The sequence below is a fragment of the Nonomuraea deserti genome (assembly GCF_004348685.1).
Classification (GTDB): Bacteria; Actinomycetota; Actinomycetes; order Streptosporangiales; family Streptosporangiaceae; genus Nonomuraea; species Nonomuraea deserti.
Map to the genome: position 1 here is coordinate 1 of NZ_SMKO01000317.1, position 6,549 is coordinate 6,549.

6 protein-coding genes are annotated in these 6,549 nt (G+C 69.6%); 1 reads left to right on the top strand and 5 read right to left on the bottom strand.

What is annotated here, in order from left to right:
- Positions 1-605 precede the first annotated feature (605 nt).
- On the bottom strand, positions 606-1,046 hold the full coding sequence (locus E1292_RS48840) for a hypothetical protein (RefSeq protein WP_132606629.1): 441 nt from the start codon (positions 1,044-1,046) through the stop codon (positions 606-608).
- Between the two features lie 163 nt (positions 1,047-1,209).
- Entirely contained in the window at positions 1,210-2,145 is a 936-nt protein-coding gene (gene sigJ, locus E1292_RS48845; protein WP_132606630.1) for an RNA polymerase sigma factor SigJ, read from the bottom strand.
- A 231-nt stretch (positions 2,146-2,376) separates the two neighbouring features.
- On the opposite strand from sigJ, the gene E1292_RS48850 reads away from it, so the two are divergent.
- Positions 2,377-3,543, top strand: coding sequence for an NAD(P)/FAD-dependent oxidoreductase (locus E1292_RS48850; RefSeq protein WP_132606631.1), 1,167 nt, complete (start codon positions 2,377-2,379; stop codon positions 3,541-3,543).
- A gap of 217 nt (positions 3,544-3,760) precedes the next feature.
- Here E1292_RS48850 and E1292_RS48855 read toward each other — a convergent pair whose 3' ends face one another.
- The 3 genes from E1292_RS48855 to E1292_RS48865 form a co-directional block, all read right to left on the bottom strand.
- Positions 3,761-5,035, bottom strand: coding sequence for an extracellular solute-binding protein (locus tag E1292_RS48855; RefSeq protein ID WP_132606632.1), 1,275 nt, complete (start codon positions 5,033-5,035; stop codon positions 3,761-3,763).
- 555 nt (positions 5,036-5,590) lie between these two features.
- Entirely contained in the window at positions 5,591-5,908 is a 318-nt protein-coding gene (locus E1292_RS48860; RefSeq protein WP_132606633.1) for an SCP2 sterol-binding domain-containing protein, read from the bottom strand.
- 83 nt (positions 5,909-5,991) lie between these two features.
- On the bottom strand, positions 5,992-6,186 hold the full coding sequence (locus E1292_RS48865; protein WP_132606634.1) for a hypothetical protein: 195 nt from the start codon (positions 6,184-6,186) through the stop codon (positions 5,992-5,994).
- Positions 6,187-6,549: the final 363 nt, after the last annotated feature.

Consider the following 6,549-nt stretch of genomic DNA (forward strand, 5'->3'; position numbering starts at 1 on the left):
CGAGGTGCTTTCCAGCGACGGCATGTCCATCGAGATGCGTGACACCGACGAGGACGTCTTCCGCGCCGCGGAGGAGCTCGGTATCGACCTGTCCCGGCGCGAGCCGAGCAGCGTGGAAGAAGTCTGACCGGTTCCTGCGCCACCTGCGCCTGCCGGGGCCCGCGACGGAGGCACGTCCGTCGCGGGCCCCGGCACGCTGCGGTGGAGCAGGAGGCATGGACCTACGGCCCGCCGTCCGCCGGTGAAAGCGGGTTGTAAGAGGCACGTGGTGCACTACCGGCATGACGACCGAGGAGACCTCGATCCCACGGCGCAGGCGGTGGCTCCTCGAACGGAACGGGCTGTGGGCAGGCTGCCTGACGGCGCTGCGTCACCTGCTGCCGCTGTCCGCTCCCACCCTGGCCCTGTCCGTTCCGATCGGCCTGGCCGCGGCGCTCCGCTCAACCTGGGCGCGGTCGGAACCCGGCGGGACGAAACCGCCGCAGGTGACGCCTGATCGCCAGGACGGCCGGCTCTGCCGGCTGCACGTTCCCGGGGATGCCGACGGTCCCGGGAGGGAGCCACGCGATCGGTGGCGCGCCGCCGTTCGGGGCTCCTCCACCCCGTCAGTGCTGGTGGTTCTCGATGCGGCCGCCGAGCCGGGCATGGAGGCCGGTCAGGAGGTCGGGGGTGGACACGACGGTCCATCGGTCACCGATGAGATACGTTCCGCCGTAGGCCTGGGCCTCCTCGAGCCACGCGTCCTGCCCCGACCGCGCGGTGAAGGTCATGATGACGTAGCGGCCGGCATCGGTCTGGCAGGACACCTGGCGCAGTTCCGTCGCGTCGACCTGGACCGCCGGCCGGTCGCATTCGGCAGCGGCGAGAATGCGGTCCAGGCCGGCCGCGGGCAAAGGCGTGTCGGCGGCGGCTTGAGCGCCGTGGTGGTGGGCGGCGGTTGCGGTGCTGCTCGGCGCCGGAGCGAAGATGGTGAGCGCGGCCAGGCTCACGCCCAGGAAAATCAGGCTGGACGCCGCAATGATTCGTAAATGCTTCATTTCGCGCAACTTTCTGAGGCCTGAGCGGTGGCTGAGCGACCATGCCCAGGTACGCGCGCCGGCGGTCGCAGGTTCAACCCGACCGGCCGCGACCTGGCTTACTTTGTAAAGGCGTCGGCCGTATGCCGAACCTCATGACGACGGGGACCGGACTGCTCGGCTCATGGATCTCCTAAGGTTGTGGGGCTGACGTCCACGGGCGAAGCTTGTCGGGGTTGCGGATCGCCCAGATGTGCTTGATCCGGTCGCCCGCCACCTCGAACGCGTACACCGTCACGGTGACGCCGTCCTCCTGCGCGATCAGGCCGGGCTGGCCGTTGACCATACGCTCCACCAGCGTCAGGTTGCGCAGCCTGCTCTCGAGATGGACCAGGGAGCGCAGGATCTGCTCGGCGCCTTCGACCGGGTGGAGTGCGGTGCTGACCAGGCCGCCGCCGTCGCTGGTCGCGGTGGCGTCGGGGTCGAGGAGGGTGATGAGGGCGTCGATGTCTCCGGCTTCCCACGCCTGTTTGAAGTCCCGCACGATCCGGGCCTGCCGGGACGGCGGTGTCGCGGGCGTTCGCGCGGCGCGGAGGCGGCGGCGGGCCGAGGAGGCGAGCTGGCGGCAGGCCGCCGGGGTGCGGCCGACGATCTCGGCCACTTCGGCGAAGGGGTAGCGGAAGACGTCGTGCAGGATGAACGCGACGCGCTCGGCCGGGGTCATGGATTCGAGCACGACGAGGAAGGCCATGTTGATCGACTCGTCGAGGGTGACGCGGTCGGCCGGGTCGCCTCCGGGCCGCGCGTCGGTCCACTCGGTGGGTTCGGGCAGCGGTTCGGGGATCCATTCGCCGACGTAGGTCTCGCGGCGGGCCCGGGCGGAGGAGAGCAGATTGAGGCAGATGCGGCTGGCGACCTTGCACAGCCAGGCGCCTGGGGAGTCGATGGCGTCCTGCTGCTGCCGGGACATGGCGTACCAGCGGGCATAGGTCTCCTGCACGACGTCTTCGGCGTCGGCCAGCGAGCCGAGCAGCCGGTACGCGAGATTGATCAGCCGGCGCCGTTCGCTCATGATCGCGCTCAAGCCGGGGTCCGGCCCGGGGTGTCCTGGCTCGGGTGGGGTGGTCATGGTGGTGCCGCACTTCCTTCGCTCGTACCGTCCTCACCGGTTCGACAAGACGGGGAGGTGAACTGTGAGGTCGGCGGGTCGCCTCACATTCGGACGGGTTGCGTTGTCGTTCTGGTGAGCCGTTCCGCGGTGGCCCGGACGGTATGCGGGCGGCCGCCGAGGAACGGGTGATCGTCTCGGCGGCCGTGGTTTTCGTGGCCACCGAACCTCGTTCGAGAAGGGAATCTCACCATGACCGGACTTCCTGCACGTCACAAGGTCGTCGTCCTGGGTGGCGGTTACGCCGGCACGTTCGCGGCCAACCATCTGCGGTTGCGGGGCGACGTCGACATCACGTTGGTCAATGCGCGGCCGGAGTTCGTCGACCGGGTCCGGCTGCACCAGTTCGTGGCCGGGACCGGCGAGGCCACGGTCGACTACGGGACGCTCCTCGGCGAGGGCGTCCGGCTCGTGGTCGACAGCGCCGCGTGCATCGACACCGCCGCTCGCACGGTGCGGCTGGAGTCGGGCCGCGCGCTGGATTACGACTATGTCATCTACGCGGTAGGCAGCAGGGGAGCCATACCGTCGTCGGTGCCCGGCGCGGCCGAGTTCGCGTTCGACGTCTCCGAGCTCGAGTCCGCGCGGCGGTTGCGGGCCCGGCTGGGGGAGCTGCCGCTCGATGCTCCGGTCACCGTGGTCGGAGGTGGGCTGACCGGCATCGAGACGGCGGCCGAGCTGGCCGAGCGGGGACGCAGCGTCACTCTGGTGTGTGGCGGGACTCTGGCGCCGTCGTTCAGCGAGCCGGGTCGCCGGCACGTCGCCAAGGGGCTGTCCCGGCAGGGTGTGGCGGTGATCGAGGACGCGGTGGTGAGCGAGGTGCGGCCGGGCGAGGTCGTCCTCGCCGGCGGCGGGGTGCGTGCGAGCGGGCTGACCATCTGGGCGGCTGGTTTCGGTGTGCCGGAGCTGGCGGCGGCGAGCGGGCTGCGCACCGACGGGCTCGGCCGGCTGCTCACGGACGAGACGTTGACCAGCGTCGATGACGACCGCGTGGTCGCGGCGGGGGATGCTGCTTCGCCATCGGGCCGGCCGCTGCGGATGAGCTGCTACGCGGCGGGTCCGTTGGGGGCGCAGGCCGCCGACACCGTGCTGAGCCGCATCGCGGGGACCGAACCGGCGGTGATCGATCTGGCGTTCTCCGGGGCGTGTGTCAGCATCGGCCGGCGTGTGGGCGTACGACAGTTCGCCCGTAAGGACGACACGGCGGTCAACGTTTACGTCGGCGGTCGCGTGGGTGCGGCGATCAAGGAGGTGACCTGCAAGCTCGCGGTGTCGAGGATTCGCCGGGAGGCTCGCAAGCCGGGTGCTCTCTTCTACGTGAAGGGTGGCCCGCGTCCGGTGGAGGCGGCTTCCGCCTGAAGGGACGGCCCGGTGCCCGGTGGAGGCGGCTGCCGCCGCGAGGGGGACGTCGTGAACCGCTGACGAGCGTGCCGAGCGGATGACGGCGGCATCCCACGCACCCTCCCGAACGGATCCGCCCGGCGAGGGCCGGGAGCGTGCGGGGCGTCGTCTTCCGCGCCGGGCGGGCGGGGGCGCGGCGGTTGACGCCGCGTGCCCCCGCGCGTGGTGCCGGCGGTCAGCCGGCGAGCAGGGCGTTGGCCTCGGTGATGAGTTTCTGCGCGGCCTCGTCGGGCGTCATCCGGTTGAAGATGACCTCCTCGGAGTATCGCCTGAGGATGCCTTCCATGGCGCTGGAGCCTTTGGGAGGGGCGGCGGGCGGCTCGGCCAGTTCGCCACGGACCTCGTTCACGAACGCCAGGGTCTTCTGGTCGGCGTCCGGAAGTTTGGCGCTGACGGCGGACAGCACCTTGGCGTTGGCGGGCAGGCCGCGGTCGCTGAGGATGATCTGGCCGGCTTCGGCGTCGTTGATCATGAAGTCGATGAACTTCGCGGCCTCGGCCGCGTGCTCCGACCTGGCGGAGGCGGTGTAGAACATGGCGGGCTGCAGGAACATGCCGCTGGTCGTGGCGCCTTCGATCTTCGGCATGCGTATGAGGTCGAGCTCCTGGCCCGATGCCTTGGCAGCCGCGCCGAGGACGTTGGTCCAGATCATGCTCGTGGCGCCGGTGTTGGTGCCGATCAGCGTCTGTTCGATGCCGGCGTCGTACAGTTCGGAGCTCTTGTCGGCGGTGGGGGAGCCCTTGGTCTTGATCAGGTCCTGCGTGATGGCCCACCAGTCCTTGAGGGTCTGGGGGGACACGCCGATCTTGTTGCCGGTGTAGAGCTGCTCGCCCTTCTGCGCGGCGTAGATCTGCAGGTACGCGGGGTTCCAGGACAGCTGGGTGCCGGTGATCTTGCCGCTGGTGCCGGCGGTGACCTGGGAACAGAGGTCGACGAAGTCCTCCCAGGTCCACGAGCTGTCGTCGGGGAGCGTGGCCTTGGCGCGCTTGACCAGGGCGGGGTTGACCACCATGGCGAAGGAGTTGACGCCGCTGGGGATGGCGTACTGCTTGCCGTGGACGACGCCGGTCGCCAGTATTTTGGCGTCGATGTCGGCGGCGCTGACCTTGGAGGCCAGGTCGGCCAGTGTGCCGCGTTCGGCATATTCGCGCAGGGCGCGGATTTCCAGGGTCATGACGTCGGGCGCGTCCCGGCCGGCGACTTGTGTGGCCAGTCTCTCGTAGTAGCTGGGAAAGTCGGAGATCTCGCCCTCGACGTCGATGGTCGGGTTTTTCGCCTCGAATTTCGTGATCGCCGCTTCGGTCATCTCGCGGCGCGCGTCACTGCCCCAGTAGGCGAAGCGCAGCTTGACCTTGCCGTCGGTGCTCCCGCCGCTGCCGCAGGCCGCGGTGACCGCCAGCATGGCGGTGGCGAGCAGGGCCGCCGACCAGATCTTCTTGCCAGAGCTCACGGCTCTTCCTCCTAGGGGTCTTCTGCTGGGGGGTGGAAGGAATGTTTCGGCACTGCGGTGCCCATGGCGTGGATCAGAGGTCTGACGTTAGCGCGATGATCGGCAGGGGAGGTAGAGGGTTTCGCGAAGCATTGCTGCCGCTGCTCGGAGCCGCAGGTGGTGCTGCCTGTGCGGTGCGTGCTGAAGGGCACAGGCGGGGGATGGCGGGGGATGGCGGGTGTCAGTTTTCGAAGTCGTCTGCACATGCGCGAAGTGGTCTGCATGCCCGGCTGGCGGGGCTGGCCAGCAGTGCGACGATGAACGAGGAAGCCCAGCACCCCCTGGCGTCTGGAAGGCGGCACCGCGAGCAAGGCGGCACCGCGAGCAAGGGCAGCCGGCTGAGGGCACGCAAGAAGCCCGAGGGATTGAGCGAGCAAGATTTGATCAACGGCTGGTCTGACGCCGCTGGTGTCCGGGTCCGGCAAGCTCGGGGCTTTGACAAAGTCGGTGACGCTCGGCCGAGACCCGAGGAGTTGGCGTTGTCTATAGTGCTGGTCGGTTGTGCGGCGACCGGCCCTATGGCGGGCTGATGGCGGTGAGCATGCGGGCGAGCTTCCAGGGCCGAGGGCCCCAAGCGGCAAGTTTTCCGCCCAGAAGCGGTTTGGTTATGCCTTGCCGGCCGATGAACACCAGCATGAGAGCCGCAGGGTCGGCGGACAGGTGGGCGTCGACGTCGTGTGCGGGTCCCGGGCCGAGGGTCAATGAGCCGCGGTCGAAGACCATCAGCGTGCGTCCGCCGCCACGCAGGCGCAGATCGAAGCGGGCTCGGAAGGATCCGGCCTTGTCCTGGTTCACCAAGGCCGTGGGCGGCAGTGCCGCGATGAGCGGCAGCACGCCGCGCTCGATCGCGAGCAGGGCGTGGTGGCGTTGGATCGGCCACGGGCGCCTGGTGGCCGTGGCGATGTCGTGGCCGTGGATCAGGCATTCCTCGAGCAGGTGACACGCCACCGCCGACGGCGGCAGGGGGTGCCTTGCAGCCAGTCGACCGTGGCTGCTTGCGAACGTGAGGCGATGGCGTCGAACTCGCCGGCGAGCGTGGCGATGCGGGCTGCGAGTACGGATGGGGCCCGTTGGCCGTCCTGGGCCAGCATCTTGGCGTTGACCTCGGCCATGCCGGCCGGCGTCACCGTGGCGTCGGGGACCGGTCGTGCGGCGATGGCGTCGGCGTCGAAGTGGAAGACATGAGTCAGGTGAGCCGCGACATCGCCGACCGTCCATGCTCCGACCGAGACGGCGTGGGGGGGTCGGGGATGCTGCGTACCAGGGCGACCAGGCGGGGAACGACCTCCTGCAATGCCGCACTGGCCTGGGCCATGGTGTCGGGTGCACTGCTGTGCGCCGCGGCCGGGATCATGTCAGCGCCTTTCTTGGTTGTCAGAGCCAGGTCTCGCCGGGGTTGGAGGTGTCGGTGATCGGGCCTTCGTGCGGGCCACCCGTACCGGCGATGGGCTGGATATTGTCAGGCGCGCTTGAGA